Consider the following 17,081-nt stretch of genomic DNA (forward strand, 5'->3'; position numbering starts at 1 on the left):
ACGAATCCATTAACAGGAAGAAGGAGACATCGAATGAAGTCACGCCCGCTGCTCGCGCTGGCCCTGCTCGCCGCCACTGCGCTGCCCGCGCTCGCACAGATCAAGATCGGCGTCACGCTGTCGACCACCGGCCCGGCGGTCTCGCTCGGGATCCCCGAGAAGAACACGATCGCGCTGCTGCCGAAGACGATCGCGGGCAAGACGGTCGAGTACATCGTGCTCGACGATGCCAGCGATTCGAGCGCCGCGGTCGTCAACACGCGCCGCCTGACGCTCGAGGACAAGGTCGACGCGATCATCGGCTCGACGACGACGCCGAACTCGCTCGCGATGACCGACGCGGTCGCCGACAGCGGCACGCCGACGATCTCGCTCGCGTCGAGCGCCCGCATCATCGAGCCGATGAGCGCGAAGAAGGCCTGGATCTTCAAGACGCCGCAGACCGACACGATGATGGTGCTCGCGATCCTCGAGCATGCGGCGAAGCGCGGCATCAAGTCGATGGGCTACATCGGCTTCAACGATGCGCTCGGCGAAGCGTTCTACGCCGAGTTCGAGAAATTCGCGTCGGTGCGCGGCATCAGACTCGTCGCCAACGAGCGCTTCGCGCCGCGCGACACCAGCGTCACCGCGCAGGTCATCAAGCTGACCGCGGCGAACCCGGAGATGGTCGTCATCGGCGCCTCCGGCACGCCGGCAGTGCTGCCGGCACGGGCGCTGGGCGAGCGCGGCTACAAGGGCAGCGTCTACTTCAACCACGGCGTCGCGAACAACGACTTCCTGCGCGTCGGCGGCAAGGACATCGAGGGCGCTTACCTGCCGACCAGCCCGGTCGTCGTCGCCGCAGCGTTGCCGGCCGAGCACCCGGCGAAGGCGCAGGCGATGGAGTACGTGAAGCGCTACGAGGCGGTCAATGGAGCCGGCAGCGTCTCGGCTTTCGGCGCCTACACCTGGGACGCCGGGCTGCTGTTGAGCCACGCGATCCCGATCGCGCTGAAGACCGCGCAGCCCGGCACGAAGGAGTTTCGCGCCGCGCTGCGCGACGCGCTCGAGGGCGTGCGCGATCTGCGCGTCTCGAACGGCGTGACCAACATGTCGAAGAACGACCACCTCGGGCTCGATCAGCGGGCCCGGGTGGTCGTGAAGGTCGAGGGCGGGAAGTGGAAGCTGGATTGAACCTGCGGGGCCGCGCCGGGCCTCAGGTCGTCAATTCACGAGCACCTGACCGCGGATCTCGCCGCCGGGGTTTTGCGCGGTGTGCACGTTGACGTACCACTTGCCGGCCATCAGATCGGTGAGCTGCGCCGGGGTCAGCGTCGCCTGGCCTTCGGCCGGGCTCGCGGCGCTCGGGAACGGCACGACGACGCCGGCGTTCGCGCCCGGCAGGGCCGGGCCGTGGAAGTGCGCCATCGTCGCCGGGCCGGTCAGGCCCGAGTAGGTCACCTTCCAGCGCAGCACGTTGCTGGCCTTGTCGAAGGTCGCTTCCAGCGTGCCGGTGCCGGGGCTGGCGTTGGCCGGCACTTCGGCGGCGCTCGACAGCGTCGCGCGGAAGGTCTGCACCGGCATCGTCGGCGGCGCGCTGCCCTGCGACATCGGCGTCGAGCTGCAACCGGTGATCACGAGGGCCGCGGCGACGGCGCCGGCGCGAATGAGGGTGGGCAGGCTGATCATGTCGGTCTCCGGGAGTGGATGGAGTGGGCTGCGCTCATGCAGTGCCCCGCGCAGCATGAACCGCAATTCGGTACGCCGCTGTCGGACGAAGCGCCGTCTTCATGCCACCGGCCGCCGGTGACGTTGCCAGGCCTGCGGCGTCGGCGTCGTGCCCGCGCCGGGCTGCATCGGCAGGTTGAATGCGCCGTTGACGACCTCGGCCGGTTCGGTGAAGCAGTGCTTGATCCACGGGATGTACTCGAGCACCGCGACCGCCGGATGCGCATACGCGAGATGCACGTGGACCTGGCTCATGTCGCCGGCGTGCGGCGCGACCGGCAGGCGAAACGCATGCGCCGTATCGCAGACCTGCAGCACCTCGCTCAGGCCGGCCATGCGCGTCACGTCAGGCTGGACCCAGTGGATCGCCTGCTGTGCGAAGAACTCGGCGAACGCGTCGGTCGTGTAGAGCTGCTCGCCGAGCGCGATCGGGATGCCGGACTGGCGTGCGAGCTGTGCGTGGCCCTTGACGTCGTCGTACCAGAGCGGCTCCTCGAACCAGTGGAGGTCGTGCGGCTGCGCGCCGCGGCAAAAGCGCAGGCAGGTCGGCAGGTCCCACTTGCCGTTGCCGTCGACCGCGAGCGTCACGTCCGGGCCGATTGCGTGGCGCACCGCGGCGACGCGCCGCAGGTCGCGCTCGACACTCGAGCCGACCTTGATCTTGACGCCGCTGAAGCCTTGCTCGACCGCACGCGCCGCGCCGGCGACGAGTTCGCCGTCGGGGATGCTGAGCCAGCCGATGTCGGTGTTGTAGGCGCGCACGGTCGCGCGCACCTGGCCGCCGAGCAGCTGCCACAGCGGCTGACGCGCGGCCTGGGCTTTGAGGTCCCACAACGCGACATCGATCGCGGCGTGCGCCAAGGTCGTGATGCCGGCGCGGCCGACCCACTGCAGCGCCGGGTTGCGCGCGAGCTTGTGCCAGAGGCGGCGGATGTCGCGTGGGTCTTCGCCGATCAGCAGCGGCGCGTGGCAGCTCGCAATGCAGCGCGTGATCAGCTGGTCGCTGGCCAGGTGCGCGTGCGTGCCGGTGAAACCGTGGCCGGTCAGCCCGGCATCCGTCTCGATGCGCGCGCCGACGACACCCCAGTGCGAGAGCGTGTGCGTGCTGTCGGCGATCTGCGCGCCGGTGACCGGCACGTGCAGGATGAAGGGCGTGACGGCGGTGATCTTCATGGTCTCGCCGGCATCGACTCAATACGTCGCGCGCCCGCCCGACAGGTCGAATACCGCACCGGTGCTGAACGAGCATTCCTCGGACGCCAGCCACGCGATCATTGCCGCGGCCTCGCCGACCTCGAGGAAGCGCGCCATCGGGATCTTGCTCAGCATGAACGCGATGTGCTGCTCGGTCATCGAGTCGAAGATCGCGGTCTTCGCGGCCGCCGGCGAGACCGCGTTGACGAGCACGCCCTTCGTCGCGAGCTCTTTCGCGAGCGACTTGGTCAGCGCGATCAGCCCGGCCTTCGACGCGCTGTAGTGCGAGGCGTTCGGATTGCCCTCCTTGCCGGCCACCGACGCGATGTTGACGATGCGGCCATAGCCCTGCTTCAGCATCTGCGGCACGACCGCGCGGCAGGTCAGGAACGGCCCGACCAGGTTCACATCGATCACGCGCTGCCAGACCTCGGGCGCGAGTTCCCAGGTCGGCGCGTTGCCGCCGGTGATGCCGGCGTTGTTGACGAGGATGTCGATGCGGCCGTGTGCCTTGACGGCGTCGGCCGTGGCGGCGGCGATGTCGGGCGCCATCGTCAGTTCGACGATCGAGGTGCTCACCGTGCCGAGCCTGGCGAGCGCGTTCTCGGCCTGCGCGAGGCGCGCGGCGTCGATGTCCCAGAGTGCCACGCTCGCGCCGGAGTTCAGCATGCGCTCGGCCACGGCCAGGCCGATGCCTTGCGCGCCGCCGGTGATGACCGCGACGCGGCCCTTCAGGTCGATCTGGTTCATCTCGAGAGGCCCTTCAGGGTCTGGTCGGCGTTCGGCGCGGCGCTGCAGTCATCGATGTACTGGCGGATGATCTCGGCGAAGTCGGCATGCGGTTTCAGCCCGAGCCGGCCGGCGCGCGCGGCCGACGCGCCGCCCGGCCAGTTCGCGACGATGCCCGCGATGCGCTCGTCGCGCTCGAAGCGCACGCGCGCGCGCACCGCGGGGCCGGCGACCTGGGCGAGCGCTTCGAGCATGTCGGCGACGCGCACGTTCAGCGCCGGCAGGTTCAGCGCGGTGCGGCCGTTGAAGGCCTCGCGGCTGGCCTCGAACACCGCGATCAGGCCTTCGACGGTGCGGGTCGGCGACGAGACCGGGTGCGAGACGCTCGCGTCGACCGGGCAGATCGACGGGGTCCCCGCGAGCGGCTCGCGGATGATGCCGCTGAAGAACGACGAGGCCGCGCCGTTCGGCTTGCCGGGCCGCACCGTGACCGTCATCAGGCGCGCGGCGCGGCCGTCGATGTAGCCCTTGCGCGTGTAGTCGGCAACCAGGTGCTCGCAGATCAGCTTCTGTGCGCCGTACGAGGTCTGCGGGGCCGGCAGCGTGTCGTCGGCGACGATCTTCGGCAACGGCACCGCCGGGTCGGGGCCGAACACCGCGACCGAGCTCGAGAACACCAGCCGCGGCGCGCTGCCGCCGGCGTTCACGTAGGCGCGGATCGCATCGAGCAGCGCACGCGTGCTGTCGATGTTGGAGCGCAGCCCGAGATCGAAGTCGGCCTCGCACTCGCCGGACACGGCCGAGGCGAGGTGGAACACGCCGTCGAAGGCCTCCTGCCGCAGCGCGTCGGTCTGCGTCAGCAGGGCGCCGGTGCGGCCCTCGACCCGGGCGTCGGCGAGCAGGTCGGCGCGCGGCGGCGCAATGTCGGTCAGCACGACGCGGGTGATCTCGCGGCCCGCGAGCGTGCCGCGGGCGAGCAGCGCGCGCGCCAGGCGATCGCCCAGAAAGCCGCCGCCGCCGGTGATCAAGAGTTTCATGCCAGTTCTCCCGCCGGGCCGTCCCAAGGGAGAACTGCGCCCCCTTGGGGGGCAGCGAACGAAGTGAGATTGGGGGTCAACATCTAGTCTCCTTGGGGTTGGTAGGGGCGCAGCCAGCCGAGGCCGGCCGATGTGCCCCCGCGTGGCCGGTATTCGCAGCCGATGTGGCCGGTGTAGCCGAGCTCGTCGATCAGCTCGAACAGGTAAGGGTGGTGCAGCTCGCCGCGATCGGGTTCGTGGCGGTCGGGCACGCCGGCGATCTGCAGGTGGCCGACACGGCCGGTCGGCAGGTACTTGCGAAGCTTCATCGCGACATCGCCTTCGACGATCTGGCAGTGGTACAGGTCCATCTGCACGCGCAGGTTCGGCGCGTCGATCTCGGCGACGATCTCGTGCGCGTCGTCCTGGCGGTTCAGCAGGTAGCCGGGGATGTCGCGCCGGTTGATCGGTTCGATCAGCAGATCGATGCCGACCGACGCGGCCTCGCGCGCCGCCCACGCGAGGTTCGCGAGATAGGTTTCGCGCAGCGCGGCCCGCTCGACGCCGTGCGGCATCAGGCCGGCCATCACATGCAGGCGCGGGCACTTCAGCGCGAGCGCATACGGCAGCGCCTGTTCGACGAAGCCGCGGCGGAACTCGTCGCGGCGATCGGCGAGGCAGGCGATGCCGCGTTCGCCGGCCGAGGCGTCGCCGGGCGGCGTGTTGAACAGCACCTGCTGCAGACCGTGATCGGCCAGCCGCAGCGCGATCTCGGGGTGCGCGTGCGCGTACGGGAACGCGAACTCGACCGCGTCGAAGCCGTCGCCCGCGGCCGCCTCGAAGCGATCGAGGAAGGCGTGCTCCGTGTACATCATCGTCAGGTTGGCAGCGAAGCGCGGCATGCGGGTCACCATCGCGCGCCGAAGGCGCCGCGCAGTTCATCGATCTGCGCATCGGCGAGCGGCGCGGGCTTCGGGTTGGTCGTGCGCCACAGGCGCGCGGTCTCTTCGAGCTCTTCGAGCAACGCCATCGCGGCGGCGGGCGAGTCGTGCCAGAGGACGGGGCCGAGGCGATCGAGCAGCACCGCGCGGATCGGTGCGTGGCGCGCCCGCCCCGCAGCCATCGCGGCGGCGACGAGCCCGGCCACTGCCGGATCGCCTGGCCGGTGGTAGGCGATCAGCGGCACGCGGCCGACCTTCATCACGAAGTACGGCGTGATCGGCGGCAGCACCGCGTCGGCGTGCCACACGCCTTCGAGCGTCAGCGCGACCAGCTGCGTGCTGTGCGTGTGCAGCACGCAGTGCGCATCGGGTTCGGCGGCGTAGATGCCGCGGTGCAATGCGAGCGTCTTGCTCGCCGACAGACCGGCAAGCGGCTTGCCGCCGGCATCGACATGCGTGAGCTGATCGGGCCGCAGCGCGCCCAGGCAGGCATCGGTCGGCGTGATCAGAAAGCCTTGCTCGTCGGGCAGGCGCATGCTGATGTTGCCGGCGCTCGCGTGCAGGTAGCCGCGATCGAACAGCGAGCGGCCGACGCGGCAGATCTCGGCGCGTTGTGTCGCGAAGGCTGTCATGGATTGCTCCCGGCTCGCAGCGCCTCGTCGAAGAAATCGGCACCCCCGAAGTTGCCCGACTTCAGCGCGAGCTGCAACGGTGAATCGAGGCCGGTGCCTTCGGCCTGGGTCCATGGCACGCCGGGGCAGATCGCGGCACCGATGCGCAGCTGCGTGACGCCCAGCGCCTGCACGACCGCGCCCGAGGTTTCGCCGCCGGCGATGACGAGCCGGCGCACGCCGCGCGCGACGAGGCCGCGCGCGACCTGCGCGAGGCAGCTCTCGACGAGCGCGCCGGCCTGCTGCGCGCCGAGCTCGGCCTGCACGGCCTGCAGCGCCGGCGCCGAGGCAGTGGCATAGACCAGCACCGGCTCAGTGAGCGACTGCGCCCACGCGAGGGCATCGTCGGCAACCGGTGCACCGCGGGCCAGCGCGCGCGGGTCGACCGCGAACGCCGGCCGGCCGGCGGCCTGCCAGCGCGCGACCTGCGCCTGCGTCGCGAGCGAGCACGAGCCGGCGAGGATCGCGGCACGGCCGCCGGCGGGGTCGAGATCGGCGGCGTGCGCGTCGGGGGTCAGCCAGCCGCGCGCCGCGTAGACCTCGGGCAGCCCGAGCGCGAGGCCCGAGCCGGCCGTCAGCAGCGGCAGGTCGGCGCAGGCCGCGGCAAGAACGCGCAGGTCGTCGTTGCTGGTGGCGTCGGCGATCGCGATCGCGATGCCTTCGCTGCGCAAGGCCGCGATGCGCGCACGCACCGCCGCCTCGCCCTGCGCGATCGCGTCGTAGCGCAGCAGCCCGACGCGTCGTGTGCCTTGCGCCTGCAGCACGCGCACGAGGTTGGCGTCCGTCATCGGCGTCAGCGGATGCTGGCGCATGCCCGAGTCGCTGAGCAGCTCGTCGCCGACGAACAGATGGCCGCGGAAGATCGTGCGGCCGTTCTCGGGGAATGCGGGGCAGGCGATTCCGAAGTCGGTGCCGAGCGCGTCGAGCAGCGCCTCGGTCACCGGGCCGATGTTGCCGGCGGGCGTCGAGTCGAAGGTCGAGCAGTACTTGAAGTAGCACTGGCGCATGCCGGCGGCCTGCAGCCAGCGCAGCGCCGCGAGCGATTCGCGCACCGCCTCGGCGGCCGGCACCGTGCGGGTCTTCAGCGCGACGACGATCGCGTCGGCCTGCGGCGCCGGACCTTCGCTTGCACCCGGAACGCCGATCACCTGCACCGTGCGCATGCCGGCGCGCACCAGCATGCTGGCGACATCGGTCGCGCCGGTGAAGTCGTCGGCAATGACGCCCAGCGTCATGCGTCGCCCCTCGCCGAGGATCACGGCTTCTCCATGGGCTTCGGCAGCTCGATCCCGGCCAGCTCGGCGTAGAACTTGATCACCGCCGAGTCGTCCTCGGCGCCGTGCCCGGCCGCGGCCGTCGCGAGGTAGAGCTGGTGCGCGGCGGCCGCGAGCGGCAGCGGGAACGACAGCTTGCGCGCAGCGTCGAGCACGATGCCCAGGTCCTTGACGAAGATGTTGACGGCCGAGAGCGGCGTGTAGTCGCCGTCGAGGATGTGCGGCACGCGGTTCTGGAACATCCAGCTCATGCCGGCCGAGTTGCAGATCACCTCGTACAGCGCGCGCGGCTCGGCGCCGGCGCGCATGCCCAGCGCCATCGCCTCGCACGCCGCGGCGATGTGCACGCCGGCCAGGTGCTGGTTCACCATCTTCACGGTCGAGCCGATGCCCGGCCGGTCGCCGAGGCGGTAGACCTTGCCGGCGATCGCGTCGAGCAGCGGCCCCGCGGCCTCGAACGCCTCGGGTGCGCCGGAGGCCATCACGGTCATCTGCCCGGCCGCCGCCTTGGTCGCACCGCCCGAGACCGGCGCGTCGATCAGCCACAGGCCGCGCTCGGCGAGGCGCTGCTGCCAGATCGGCGGCAAGCTCGGGTCGACGGTGGCCGAGGCGATCACGACCGAGCCCGGCTTCAGCGTGCCGAGCAGGCCATCGTCGCCGAACAGCACGGCTTCGGTCTGCGCGGCGTTGACGACCAGCACGACGACCGCGTCGCACTGCGCGCCGAGTTCGGCGAGCGAATCGGTCGTGCGGCCGCCCTCGGCCTCGAAGCGCGCGCGGCCCTCGGCGCGGGTGTCGAGGCCGACCGTCGCGACGCCGTTGCGCAGCGCGGTGACGGCGGCGCCGAAGCCCATCGAGCCGAGCCCGACGATGCCGAGAACCTTGGGATTGGATGCACTGGCTGTCACTTGCTGCTCCGTGGGGGTCGATGTGCGCCGGCGGCGGCGCGGCCGGGCTTCGCGATCACGCCGCCTTCGACGAGTCGCTGCTCGCTTTGCATCAGGTGCTCGCGCGCGCGCCGCCGCGCCAGCGCCGGATCGCGCGCGGCGATCGCGTCGACGATCGCGCGGTGTTCGATGCGCACTGCCTCCATGAAGTCGAGGCGGCGTGCCTCGTTGCCGCGTGTGATGCGCATGCCTTCGCGCAGGTACTGCTCGAGAAAGCCGAGCAGCAGCGTGAACTGCGGGTTGCCGGTGGCCTCGCCGATCGAGCGATGGAAAGCCATGTCTTCGGCGACGCCGTCGTGGCCGGCGGCGGCCGCCGCGTCGATCGCCTTCAAGGCGCGGCGCATCGTCGCGAGCTGTGCGCGTGTCGCGCGCTCGGCGGCGAACGCGGCCATCTCGGCCTCGATCACGCGCCGCACCTCGACGACATGCACGACCGCCTGCAGCGAGCCGAGCACGCTCGGATCGAACGCGAGCGGCTGATGCATCGGCGTCGGCGCGACGAACACGCCCGAACCCTGGCGCGAGACGACGAGCTGGCGCGACTTGAGTTGGTGCACGGCCTCGCGCACGACGGTGCGCGAGACGCCGTGCGCGGCCGCGAGCCAGGCCTCGGTCGGCAGCCGGTCGCCCGGGCGCAGCGCGCCGGAGTCGATCTGGTCGCCGAGCAGCACCGCGAGCCGGTCGGACAGCCGCAGCGGCATCAGGCGGGGCGGGGCGACGGGCAGGGCGGCTCGCGCGGCGGCGGTGGGTGGATGAAGCATGGTTATCAGGTCATCATACAAATTCCCGGTGGCCCGCGATCTAACGGTTTGCCCTGATGGCGGCGGCGCGCGGCAATGTCGATACTGCCGCGGCGTCGTGGAAGCGCCGTGCGCAACGGCCTCCCGGCGTCGACAGCGCATCACGAACCCCTTCAGGAACCGAGTGCATGGCCAGCGTGACGATCCAGGCAGTGAAGAAGAACTTCGGCGACGTGGCCATCCTGCACGGCGTCGACATCGAGATTCGCGACGGTTCGTTCACCGTGCTGGTCGGTCCCTCGGGCTGCGGCAAGTCGACGCTGCTGCGCATGATCGCCGGGCTCGAGCAGATCAACTCGGGCGAGATCCGCATCGGCGAGCGCGTCGTCAACGACCTGCCGCCGAAAGAGCGCGACATCGCGATGGTGTTCCAGAACTACGCGCTCTACCCGCACATGACGGTGCGCGAGAACATGGCGTTCTCGCTCGCGCTGGCGAAGATGGACAAGGCGACCAGCGAGGCCAAGGTCGCGCGCGCGGCCGAGATCCTCGCGCTCGGCGCGCTGCTCGATCGCTACCCGCGCCAGCTCTCGGGCGGCCAGCGCCAGCGCGTCGCGATGGGGCGCGCGATCGTGCGCGACCCGCAGGTGTTCCTGTTCGACGAACCGCTGTCCAACCTCGACGCCAAGCTGCGCGTCGCGATGCGCAGCGAGATCAAGGAGTTGCACCAGCGGCTCAAGACCACGTCGATCTACGTCACCCACGACCAGATCGAGGCGATGACGATGGGCGACAAGATCGTCGTGATGCGCGACGGCCGCATCGAGCAGACCGGCAGCCCGCTCGATCTGTACGACCACCCGGCGAACCAGTTCGTCGCCGGCTTCATTGGTTCGCCGGCGATGAATTTCCTGCCCGGCACGCTGCGCCGCAGCGCGGGCAGCGCGCACATCGAGCTGAACGACGGCACGCAGCTGGAGGCGCCGCCGCGCACCGGCGGCGTCGACGGGCAGCCGATCGTCTTCGGCACCCGGCCCGAGCACCTGACGCTGGCCGACGCCGGCGGCATTCCGGCGCGCGTCGTCGTGATGGAGCCGACCGGCATGGACACCTTCGTCGCCTGCCGGCACGAGGGCGTCGAACTCTCGGCGGTGTTCCGCGAGCGCCATGATTTCGCGCCCGGCAGCACGATCCACCTGCTGCCCGACCTGCAGCGCGCGCATCTGTTCGATGCGACCAGCGGCCGGCGCCTGGCCGCCTGAGCTTCCGTTTTCCCGCGTTCGCAAGCCTGATCAAAACGAAGGAGACACCGATGACCGAGTTCAATCGCCGCAAGTTCCTCGAGGGTTCGGCCGGCGTTGCCGCGGCCGCGACGATGGGCACCGGCGCTGCCGTGTTCGCGCCGGCCGTGCAGGCGCAGACGATCGCGTTCAAGCCCGAGAAGGGCGCGAAGCTGCGCGTGCTGCGCTGGAGCCGCTTCGTGCAGGGCGACATCGACGCCTACATGGCGAACGTCAAGAAGTTCACCGAGAAGACCGGCATCGAGGTGCGTGTCGACAACGAAGGCTGGGAAGACGTGCGCCCGAAGGCCGCGGTCGCCGCGAACACCGGCGCGGGCCCCGACATCATCCTGTCGACCAACGATGATGCGAACCTGTACCCCGACAAGCTGCTCGATGTGACCGACCTGGCCGAGTACCTCGGCAAGAAATACGGTGGCTGGTACCCGGCGGTGCAGCAGTACCTGCGCCCCGACGGCAAGAAGTGGATCGGCCTCGGCCTGGGCGCCGCCGGCTCGATGATCGTGTACCGCCAGAGCCATGTGAAGGCGGCCGGCTTCGACACCTTTCCGAAGGACACGGCCGGGTTCCTCGCGCTGCACAAGGCGCTGAAGGAGAAGGGCACACCGGGCGGCATGGCGCTCGGCAATGCGACCGGCGACGGCCTGTGGACCAACTGGCTGATCTGGTCGCACGGCGGCAAGCTGGTCGACAAGGACAACAAGGTCGTGATCGACAGCCCCGAGACGCTCAAGGCACTCGAGTACGGCAAGGAGCTCTATGCGACCTTCATCCCCGGCACGCTGTCGTGGCTCGACCCGAACAACAACAAGGCCTTCCTCGACAGCCAGATCAGCTGCACCAACAACGGCATCTCGATCTACTACGCGGCGAAGAACTCGAAGGACGAGAAGGTCCATGAACTCGCGGCCGACATCAATCACGCGTCGTTCCCGGTCGGGCCGGTGGGCGTGCCGACCGAGTCGCACCTGTTCTTCAACCAGATGATCTTCAAGTACACGAAGTACCCGCAGGCGGCGAAGGAGTTCCTGCGCTTCATGATGGAGCAGGAGCAGTTCAACGACTGGTTGATCGGCGCTGCCGGCTACATCGGGCAGCCGCTCGCGGCGTACGAGAAGTGCCCCGTCTGGACCTCGGATCCGAAGAACACGCCGTACCGCGACTGCGTCAAGAACATGCGCCCGGCGGGCTATGCCGGCAAGCTGGGCTACGCGTCGGCAGGCGCAGGCGCCGACTTCATCGTCACCAACATGGTGGCCGAGGCGGTCAGCGGCTCCAAGACGCCGAAGGAGGCGATGGAGCGCGCGCAGAAGCGCGCCGAGCGCTACTACAAGGTGTGATCGTGCAAGAGCCCGCGGTGCAAGGACAGCTGCGCGCCGGCGCGCCGCGGGTCGCGGCGAGGCGCCTGTCGCTGCTCGAGCGATTCCAGAACAACCGCAACGCGCTGGGCTGGGCGTTCATGCTGCCGGCGACGGTGCTGCTGGTGCTGTTCCTGACCTACCCGCTTGGCCTCGGCACCTGGCTCGGTTTCACCGACGCGAAGATCGGCCGCGACGGCGAATGGATCGGCCTCGAGAACTTCAGCTTCCTCGTCACCGACAGCGTCACGCAGCTGGCGCTGTTCAACACGCTCTTCTACACGATCGTCGCGAGCGTCGTGAAGTTCGGGCTCGGGCTGTGGCTGGCGATCCTGCTGAACAAGAACCTGCCGTTCCAGAGCTTCTTTCGCGCGGTGGTGCTGCTGCCGTGGATCGTGCCGACGGCGCTGTCGGCGATCGCGTTCTGGTGGATCTTCGACGCCCAGTTCTCGATCATCAGCTGGGTGCTGCTGAAGCTCGGGCTGATCGACCGCTACATCGATTTTCTCGGCAACCCGTGGAACGCGCGCATCTCGACGATCATCGCGAACGTCTGGCGCGGCATCCCGTTCGTCGCGATCTCGCTGCTTGCCGGGCTGCAGACGATCTCGCCCTCGTACTACGAAGCCTCGGCGATCGACGGCGCGACGCCGTGGCAGCAGTTTCGCCACATCACGCTGCCGCTGCTGACGCCGATCATCGCGGTCGTGATGACGTTTTCGGTGCTGTTCACGTTCACCGACTTCCAGCTGATCTACGTGCTGACGCGCGGCGGCCCGCTGAACGCGACGCACCTGATGGCCACGCTCGCGTTCCAGCGCGCGATCTCGGGCGGCGCGCTCGCCGAGGGCGCGGCGATCGCGACGCTGATGGTGCCGTTCCTGCTCGCGGCGATCATGTTCAGCTACTTCGGGCTGCAGCGGCGCGCGTGGCAGCAAGGCGGCGACAAGTGAGCACCGGACGATGAGCGACGCCAAGAACAACGACGCCTCGCAAGGCATGGACTACCTGCAGTCGATGCCGCGGCGCTGGGTCACGGTCTACATCCCGATCATCCTGTTCGTGATTGTGCTGCTGTTCCCGTTCTACTGGATGGCGATCACCTCGTTCAAGCCCGACAACGAGCTGCTGTCGCGCGACGGCAATCCGTTCTGGATCGTCGGGCCGACGCTGGCGCACTTCGAGAAGCTGCTGTTCAAGACCGAGTACCCGGCTTGGCTGTGGAACACCGTGATCGTCTCGGTGGTCTCGACCGCGCTGTCGCTGGTCGCGTCGGTGCTCGCGGCGTATGCGATCGAGCGGCTGCGCTTCCAGGGCTCGAAGCCGGCCGGCGGCGCGATCTTTCTCGCGTACCTGGTGCCGCCGTCGATCCTGTTCATCCCGCTCGCGGCGATCGTCGTCAAGCTCGGGCTGTTCGACAGCCGCATGGCGCTGATCCTGACCTACCCGACCTTCCTGATCCCGTTCTCGACCTGGCTGCTGATGGGCTACTTTCGCTCGATCCCGTACGAGCTCGAGGAGTGCGCGCTGATCGACGGCGCGACGCGCTGGCAGATCCTGATCAGAATCGTGCTGCCGCTCGCGGTGCCCGGGCTGATCTCGGCCGGCATCTTCGCGTTCACGCTGTCGTGGAACGAGTTCATCTATGCGCTGACCTTCGTCTCGTCGAGCGAGAACAAGACCGTGCCGGTCGGCGTCGTCACCGAGCTGGTCGAGGGCGACGTCTATCACTGGGGCCCGCTGATGGCCGGCGCGCTGCTCGGCTCGCTGCCGGTCGCGTTCGTGTACTCGTTCTTCGTCGAGTACTACGTGTCGGGGATGACCGGGTCGGTGAAGGAGTGACGGCGCGGCGCGCCGAGCCGCGGTGACGCTTCGCGTCGGCGACGCCGCGTCGAACTGCCCATATCCGTCGCCTCGGTATCGCTTTGTCGCGACCTTGCGCGGCGTGACATCCGCACGACCGCACGCCCGGACTTGCTGGCAAATTGCTTCGCACGGAAACACCTGTTGCGAGGCTTGTCATGAACTTCCATCGTGCCCCCTTCGTCCTGGCGAGCTTGCTGTTCGCGCTGCTCGCGGAGCCGGCCGCGGCCCAGGCCGTCCGGAAGACGCCCCTCTCCGGCGATGCGTTCGGCTACCGCACCGGCGCCGCGCGCCACATCTACGCGACTTACGCGGATCGCATCTACAAGGGCATGCTGCCGCCGCTGGTGCATGCGATCGTCGTCATCGAGACCGAGGTCGACGGCACGGGCAAGGTGCGCGACGTTCGCGTGGTCCGCTCGCCGAGCCACGCGCCGGACGTGACGGAGACGGTCAAGAAGATGATTCTGCGTGCCTCGCCGTTCCCGGCTCCGGGCAGCGCCGCGAACACGAAGTTCGTCGAGGTCTGGCTGGTCGATCACAGCGGACGCTTCCAGCTGCACGCACTGACCGAAGGACAGCACTGAGGCAAGCGCGCGGCCGTTTGCGCCGCTGCGTCCCCCGGAAGACCGGAACCCGCCGATGCGCCGGCTCAGCGCAGCACGGCCTTCGCGCGCGCCTTGAGCCGCGGCGCCGGCAGGCCCAGCGACGGCAGCTTGCGCCGCGTGCTCAGTACCGCCTCGATGTCGTCGTTCGCGCCGTCGATCAGCACGATGATCGCGCGCTCGGCCTTCTGCGGCGAGCGTGCGATGACCGCATCGAGCACCGCGCGGTGCAGCGGCAGCGATTGCGCCGGGCCGTCGGGCCGCGAGGTCGAGATCTCGAAGCTGGTGCGCAGCAGCGCGCCGAGTGCCTTGCTCATCTGCGCGACCATGCGGTTGTGGCAGGCGCGCAGCAGGCCCTGGTGGAAGCGCAGGTCGCTGCTGACGTAGTCGCCGCCTTCGTCGATCGAGAGCTTCATGCCGGCGTAGGCGGCCTCGATCTCGGCGATGTCGTGCGGGGTCGCGCGCTCGGCCGCGAGGCGCACCGCGGCGGGCTCGACGAGCCGACGCAACTCCTGCAGGTCGCGCAGGAACTCGCGCGACAGCCCGGCGCGCGATTGCCATGCGACGACATCGGGATCGAACCAGTTCCACTGCTCCTCGGCGAGCACGCGCGTGCCGACCTTCGGCCCGGTGACGAGCAGCCCCTTCGCGATCAGCGACTTGACGGCCTCGCGGATCACGGTGCGGCTGACGCCGAGCTCGTCGCACAACACCGGTTCGGGCGGCAACGAGCTGCCGACCGGATAGCGGCCGGTGACGATCGCCTCGCCGAGCAGATCGACGGTGCCGCCGTGAACGTTCTTGATCATTGCGCGGTGCGCTCAGCAGCGCACGAAGGCGGTGACGAGCGGCTCGTCGCCGAGCTGGCGACTCCAGTGGCCGTGGATGTTCGGGTCGAAGATCGCCCCCGCGGGCAGCGTGTCGGTCGAGTAGAAATGCTGACCGGCCTTGAACACGCGCGAGCTGCCGTCCTGCAGGCCGATCTCCATCTGGCCGCCGAGGATGAACACCCACTGCGGCGTGGTCGTGACGTGGAAGCTGCTGCGAAACCCCACCGGGCTGTGGCGCAGCTGCAGACCGCCGCTGGGCATCAACGCCGACAGCATCGACATCGGCGTGCCCTCGGGCAATGCAATCTCGTGCTCGCGAAAGCGCGCGCGGCCGTCGGTGTCGGTGAAGAGGGTGACTTGCGTGAAGGTGGTCATGGGTCTTGGCGCTGCTGCTGTCAAAGCGTGGCGGTCACGCCGCCGTCGACGTAAAGGATGTGGCCGTTCACGAAGCGCGATGCGTCGCTGGCGAGAAAGACCGCCGCGCCGGCCAGATCCTCGACATCGCCCCAGCGCCGGCTCGGCGTTCGGTTGATCAGCCACGCGCTGAACGCGGGGTCGTCGACCAGCCTCTGATTCAACTCCGTCTTGAAGTAGCCCGGGCCGAGGCCGTTGACGTTGATGCCGTGCGGGCCGAGGTCGATCGCCATGCCTTTGGTCAGCATCTTCACCGCACCTTTCGATGCGGTGTACGGCGCGATGCCGGGGCGGCCGAGCTCGCTCTGGACCGAGCAGACATTGATGATGCGGCCGCGGCCGCGCGCGACCATGTGCCGCGCGACCGCCTGGCCGACATGGAACACGCTGTCGAGGTTGGTGCGCATCAGCTCGGCCCAGTCGGCCGCGGCGAACTCGTGGAACGGCGCGCGGCGCTGGATGCCGGCGTTGTTGACCAGGATATCGATCGCACCGATCTCCGATTCGATCGCCGCGACGTTCGCATCGACCGCGTCGCGCTGCGTCACGTCGAACGCGCGTGCATGCACCGTGTGGCCTTCGGCGGCGAGCAGCGCGGCCGTCTGCGCGAGCTTGGCCGCGTCGCGCCCGTTCAGCACGATGGCAGCGCCGGCCTGTGCCAGCCCGCGCGCGAGCGCCAGGCCGATGCCGGCGGACGAGCCGGTGACGAGGGCGAGCCGGCCGTCGAGGCGAAAGGTCTGGGTCGTGATCATTTCTTGCGTGTCGAATCGGGAGCGGGTCGGGCCAGCCACGCGGCCGCCTGCGCGGCGAGCTCGGCGGCCGGGAGCGCGGCGTCGAGCGTGATCGCGCGTTCGTCGGCGCCGGGTGGTTCGAGCGTCTGAAGCTGGCTGTCGAGCAGCGAGCTCGGCATGAAGTGGCCGGGCCGTGCGCGCAGCCGCGCCTCGAGCAATTCGCGGCTCGCGTGCAGGTGCACGAACGCCAGGTCGCTGGCGGCGATGCGCAGCATGTCGCGGTAGCTGTGCTTCAGCGCCGAGCACGACACGACGAGCGCGTGCCGGCCGGCGCGCGCATCGGCGAGCTGCTGTGCAATCTCGAGCAGCCAGTCGCGCCGGTCGTTGTCGGTCAGCGCGATGCCAGAGGCCATGCGTTCGATGTTGCGCGGCGGATGCAGCTCGTCGCCTTCGAGAAACTCGGCACCGAGCCGCCGTGCGAGGAGAGCGCCGACCGTGCTCTTGCCGCATCCGCTGACGCCCATCACGACGACGAGCGGGGCGTCAGTGCTCATTGCGGTTCCATTGCGCTTCGCGTGGCAAGAATGTCCCGACTGCGGTTCGCGCGTCGCGGCAGGCGGTACCCGGTGCGGGCTCATGCTGTGGCGGTCGGTGCTGCGCACCGACTGCACTGCGCTGCTCGGTCCGGGGTCGCGCCGCCGAACTCACTGCGCTCACTTCGTTCGCTGCGTTCAGACAGCCGCGGCGAGTCAGACAT

Annotated in this window: 19 protein-coding genes; 6 read left to right on the top strand and 13 right to left on the bottom strand. The window is 69.5% G+C overall.

The window, feature by feature from the left end; all coding sequences use genetic code 11:
- Positions 1 to 33 precede the first annotated feature (33 nt).
- The gene (locus tag AC1DTW_RS25520) at positions 34 to 1,176 is read left to right on the top strand and encodes an ABC transporter substrate-binding protein (RefSeq protein WP_477984348.1); all 1,143 of its coding nucleotides are present in this window, start codon (positions 34 to 36) and stop codon (positions 1,174 to 1,176) included.
- A gap of 30 nt (positions 1,177 to 1,206) precedes the next feature.
- Here AC1DTW_RS25520 and AC1DTW_RS25525 read toward each other — a convergent pair whose 3' ends face one another.
- From AC1DTW_RS25525 to AC1DTW_RS25565, 9 genes are all read right to left on the bottom strand, one after another.
- Complete coding sequence (locus tag AC1DTW_RS25525) at positions 1,207 to 1,671, bottom strand: CHRD domain-containing protein (RefSeq protein ID WP_477984350.1); 465 nt, start codon at positions 1,669 to 1,671, stop codon at positions 1,207 to 1,209.
- Positions 1,672 to 1,770: 99 nt separating this feature from the next.
- Positions 1,771 to 2,883 carry a mandelate racemase/muconate lactonizing enzyme family protein gene (locus AC1DTW_RS25530; protein ID WP_477984352.1) on the bottom strand — a complete coding sequence of 371 codons (1,113 nt, stop codon included), beginning with the start codon at positions 2,881 to 2,883 and terminating at the stop codon, positions 1,771 to 1,773.
- An 18-nt stretch (positions 2,884 to 2,901) separates the two neighbouring features.
- On the bottom strand, positions 2,902 to 3,654 hold the full coding sequence (locus AC1DTW_RS25535) for an SDR family NAD(P)-dependent oxidoreductase (RefSeq protein ID WP_477984354.1): 753 nt from the start codon (positions 3,652 to 3,654) through the stop codon (positions 2,902 to 2,904).
- The gene (gene denD, locus AC1DTW_RS25540) at positions 3,651 to 4,670 is read right to left on the bottom strand and encodes a D-erythronate dehydrogenase (protein WP_477984356.1); all 1,020 of its coding nucleotides are present in this window, start codon (positions 4,668 to 4,670) and stop codon (positions 3,651 to 3,653) included. The genes AC1DTW_RS25535 and denD overlap by 4 nt, the downstream gene beginning before the upstream one ends.
- 83 nt (positions 4,671 to 4,753) lie before the next feature.
- Entirely contained in the window at positions 4,754 to 5,551 is a 798-nt protein-coding gene (otnI, locus tag AC1DTW_RS25545) for a 2-oxo-tetronate isomerase (RefSeq protein WP_477984358.1), read from the bottom strand.
- Between the two features lie 5 nt (positions 5,552 to 5,556).
- Positions 5,557 to 6,222 (bottom strand): class II aldolase/adducin family protein, encoded by a 666-nt coding sequence (locus AC1DTW_RS25550; RefSeq protein ID WP_477984360.1) that lies wholly within the window; start codon positions 6,220 to 6,222, stop codon positions 5,557 to 5,559.
- A complete protein-coding gene (gene otnK / locus AC1DTW_RS25555) occupies positions 6,219 to 7,496 on the bottom strand; it encodes a 3-oxo-tetronate kinase (RefSeq protein ID WP_477984362.1) in 1,278 nt (425 codons plus the stop codon). Before otnK ends, AC1DTW_RS25550 begins: the two co-directional genes overlap by 4 nt.
- Positions 7,497 to 7,516: 20 nt before the next feature.
- On the bottom strand, positions 7,517 to 8,443 hold the full coding sequence (gene ltnD, locus AC1DTW_RS25560; RefSeq protein WP_477984364.1) for an L-threonate dehydrogenase: 927 nt from the start codon (positions 8,441 to 8,443) through the stop codon (positions 7,517 to 7,519).
- The gene (locus AC1DTW_RS25565; protein ID WP_477984384.1) at positions 8,440 to 9,183 is read right to left on the bottom strand and encodes a FadR/GntR family transcriptional regulator; all 744 of its coding nucleotides are present in this window, start codon (positions 9,181 to 9,183) and stop codon (positions 8,440 to 8,442) included. Before AC1DTW_RS25565 ends, ltnD begins: the two co-directional genes overlap by 4 nt.
- A 227-nt stretch (positions 9,184 to 9,410) precedes the next feature.
- On the opposite strand from AC1DTW_RS25565, the gene AC1DTW_RS25570 reads away from it, so the two are divergent.
- From AC1DTW_RS25570 to AC1DTW_RS25590, 5 genes are all read left to right on the top strand, one after another.
- On the top strand, positions 9,411 to 10,484 hold the full coding sequence (locus AC1DTW_RS25570; RefSeq protein ID WP_477984366.1) for an ABC transporter ATP-binding protein: 1,074 nt from the start codon (positions 9,411 to 9,413) through the stop codon (positions 10,482 to 10,484).
- Positions 10,485 to 10,534: 50 nt separating this feature from the next.
- The gene (locus AC1DTW_RS25575; protein ID WP_477984368.1) at positions 10,535 to 11,863 is read left to right on the top strand and encodes an ABC transporter substrate-binding protein; all 1,329 of its coding nucleotides are present in this window, start codon (positions 10,535 to 10,537) and stop codon (positions 11,861 to 11,863) included.
- Positions 11,864 to 11,934: 71 nt separating this feature from the next.
- Positions 11,935 to 12,834: a carbohydrate ABC transporter permease gene (locus AC1DTW_RS25580; protein WP_477984386.1), complete on the top strand. Its 900-nt coding sequence runs from the start codon at positions 11,935 to 11,937 to the stop codon at positions 12,832 to 12,834.
- Positions 12,835 to 12,844: 10 nt separating this feature from the next.
- Entirely contained in the window at positions 12,845 to 13,723 is an 879-nt protein-coding gene (locus AC1DTW_RS25585) for a carbohydrate ABC transporter permease (protein WP_477984370.1), read from the top strand.
- Between the two features lie 179 nt (positions 13,724 to 13,902).
- Positions 13,903 to 14,331, top strand: coding sequence for an energy transducer TonB family protein (locus AC1DTW_RS25590; protein ID WP_477984372.1), 429 nt, complete (start codon positions 13,903 to 13,905; stop codon positions 14,329 to 14,331).
- Between the two features lie 65 nt (positions 14,332 to 14,396).
- Here AC1DTW_RS25590 and AC1DTW_RS25595 read toward each other — a convergent pair whose 3' ends face one another.
- The 4 genes from AC1DTW_RS25595 to AC1DTW_RS25610 are packed head-to-tail and all read right to left on the bottom strand — an operon-like array spanning position 14,397 to position 16,878.
- A complete protein-coding gene (locus AC1DTW_RS25595) occupies positions 14,397 to 15,158 on the bottom strand; it encodes a FadR/GntR family transcriptional regulator (protein ID WP_477984374.1) in 762 nt (253 codons plus the stop codon).
- 12 nt (positions 15,159 to 15,170) lie between these two features.
- Positions 15,171 to 15,554, bottom strand: coding sequence for a cupin domain-containing protein (locus AC1DTW_RS25600; RefSeq protein WP_477984376.1), 384 nt, complete (start codon positions 15,552 to 15,554; stop codon positions 15,171 to 15,173).
- A 20-nt stretch (positions 15,555 to 15,574) separates the two neighbouring features.
- Positions 15,575 to 16,345: a glucose 1-dehydrogenase gene (locus AC1DTW_RS25605; protein ID WP_477984378.1), complete on the bottom strand. Its 771-nt coding sequence runs from the start codon at positions 16,343 to 16,345 to the stop codon at positions 15,575 to 15,577.
- Complete coding sequence (locus AC1DTW_RS25610) at positions 16,342 to 16,878, bottom strand: gluconokinase (protein WP_477984380.1); 537 nt, start codon at positions 16,876 to 16,878, stop codon at positions 16,342 to 16,344. The genes AC1DTW_RS25605 and AC1DTW_RS25610 overlap by 4 nt, the downstream gene beginning before the upstream one ends.
- Positions 16,879 to 17,081: the final 203 nt, after the last annotated feature.

The sequence above is a fragment of the Rhizobacter sp. P5_A1 genome (assembly GCF_056400745.1).